Source organism: Arhodomonas sp. KWT (assembly GCF_010993615.1).
In genome coordinates this window covers 1-1,922 of sequence record NZ_WNXE01000094.1, presented here as the reverse complement: position 1 = coordinate 1,922, position 1,922 = coordinate 1, and the positions used below count along the sequence as shown (strand labels likewise).

The window sequence follows — 1,922 nt, the reverse complement described above, 5'->3', positions numbered from 1 at the left end:
GCTCTCGCGCCAGGCCGCCGAGCACCTGGCCCTGGACGCCGCGGGGATACGTGCGCTGGTCCGCCGCTGCCGCACGTGGTTCGCGGACAACGACCTCGGCCGCCCGGCCCTGTACGTCCCGCCGGCCTGGGCCCTGGGCCCGATCCGTCCCACGGGGCTCGCCGACCTCGGTTTCCGCTACCTGGAGACCCTCACCGCCGTGCATGATCTGCGCACCGGTCGGCGGCGGCGGCTACCGGTCATCGGTTTCGAGGCGGATACGCCCGCGCGGGCGGCGGCGCTGGGCACCCTGGACGCCGTGTTCGGCCGCTGGCCGGGACCGGTGCGCATCGCGCTGCACCCGCGGGATCACCGTCTGCGCCTGCGCGGGACTCTGCTGCGACGGCTCGCCGCGGTACGCGACCCCCTGGACTACGACGGACTGATGGCCGGAGCGGATTCTGCATACCCGCACGCTGGGTGATAGAATTCCGACCAAACCAGTCCAGTTTCAGGTAGCGGAGGCCGTCATGCAGGCGCAACCCAACGAACCCGTGGTCTTCGAGCGCGACTGCGACGCCGCGCTGATCCCCTCCGGCGACACCGGCGTGATCCCGAAGGGTGCCGAGGGCATGATCACCCAGGCCCTCGGCGGCAGCTACACCGTCTACATCCAGGGCAACCTCTTCCGTATCGACGGCAAGGACGCGGACGCCATCGGCAAGGAGCCGGAGGCGGCCCCCGAGCTGCCGGACGACGCCTCGGACGCGGACGTCGAGCAGCTCGTCTGGGACCAGATGCGACGCTGCTACGACCCCGAGATCCCGATCAATATCGTCGAGCTCGGCCTCGTCTACACCTGCCAGGTGTCGCGCCGCGACGACGGCAGCCGCTCGGTGGCCATCGAGATGACGCTCACCGCCCCCGGCTGCGGCATGGGCGACATCCTCGCCTACGACGTACGCGAAAAGGTCCTGCAGGTGCCCACCGTGGAGGACGTGTCCGTGGAGATCGTGTTCGACCCGCCCTGGTCCTTCGAGATGATGTCCGAGGCCGCTCGTCTGCAAACGGGGATGATGTGATCGCCGACACGGAACCCAGGCGCCGATGGGGTTGTCCTTGCAGGCGGGGCGGGTGACGACGCAAGGGGAGGAGCGCAGGCAATGAAACGCACAGTGATCAGTGCCCTCGTCACCATGGCACTGCTGGCCGGGGTGGCCGGCATGTCGGGGCTTGAAGGTCTGGACGCCCGCATCGCCCAGCTGCGGGAGAACTGGGTCGCCGCCCAGGCGACACCGAACGAGGAGGTCAAGGAAGCGAAGATCTCCCGGCTCAACCGGGAAACGGCGAAGCTCGTGGCCCGCTTCCCGGATAACGAGACGGTGCTGCACTGGCACCGGGCCCTCGTGCACGCCGAGCGCCACTACATGCGCGGCGAGACCTGAACGCAGGCAGGGCGGGTGCCGCGGCGCCCGCCCGGCACCCGGGACCTGTACTCACCCCCTGCCGGAGCGCACGTCCCGATCAGGCGCCTCGTTGCGGGACTGCCCGGCAAGATGCCGGAGCGTGCGCACGTCCTCCAGCGACAGCTCTTTGCCGTGACTGGCGATCCAGCCCCGCTCCTGGAAGCGGCGGAACAACCGGCTCATGGTCTCCGGCGCCACACCCAGATAGTTGCTGAGCTCGGAACGCGACATCGGCAGCCGGAACCGCCACGGTGACAGGCCGCGGCGCGCGAACCGCTTGGACAGGCTCAGCAGCACGATGGCGAGCCGCTCCTCGGCGCTGCGGTTGGCCAGCGCATGGAGCATCTCATGATCCGAGAAGATCTCCTTGCTCATCAGCCGCAGGAGCTGGCGCTGCAGGCCCGGGATACGCGTCGACAATGCCTCCAGACGCTCGAACGGCACCTCGCAGACCGTGGTGGTCTCCAGCGCCTGGGC

Annotated in this window: 3 protein-coding genes and 1 pseudogene; 3 read left to right on the top strand and 1 reads right to left on the bottom strand. The window is 69.6% G+C overall.

What is annotated here, in order from left to right; translation table 11 throughout:
• The 3 genes and pseudogenes from G7A99_RS12885 to G7A99_RS12875 all read left to right on the top strand — a co-directional run.
• Nucleotides 1–463: pseudogene (locus G7A99_RS12885) on the top strand (DUF2334 domain-containing protein); the annotation flags it as partial.
• A 46-nt stretch (nucleotides 464–509) separates the two neighbouring features.
• Complete coding sequence (sufT, locus tag G7A99_RS12880; protein WP_163140722.1) at nucleotides 510–1,061, top strand: putative Fe-S cluster assembly protein SufT; 552 nt, start codon at nucleotides 510–512, stop codon at nucleotides 1,059–1,061.
• Nucleotides 1,062–1,142: 81 nt separating this feature from the next.
• Nucleotides 1,143–1,424 (top strand): hypothetical protein, encoded by a 282-nt coding sequence (locus tag G7A99_RS12875; protein ID WP_018716341.1) that lies wholly within the window; start codon nucleotides 1,143–1,145, stop codon nucleotides 1,422–1,424.
• 51 nt (nucleotides 1,425–1,475) lie between these two features.
• On the opposite strand, the gene G7A99_RS12870 is transcribed toward G7A99_RS12875, so the two are convergent.
• Nucleotides 1,476–1,922 (bottom strand): helix-turn-helix domain-containing protein (locus tag G7A99_RS12870; protein WP_163140720.1); only part of this gene is annotated, 447 nt, incomplete at its 5' end.

Bases quoted from the DNA above. Each gene is read 5' to 3' on its own strand.
- G7A99_RS12875 (WP_018716341.1), top strand. From the start codon at position 1,143: ATGAAACGCACAGTGATCAGTGCCCTCGTCACCATGGCACTGCTGGCC.
- sufT (WP_163140722.1), top strand. From the start codon at position 510: ATGCAGGCGCAACCCAACGAACCCGTGGTCTTCGAGCGCGACTGCGAC.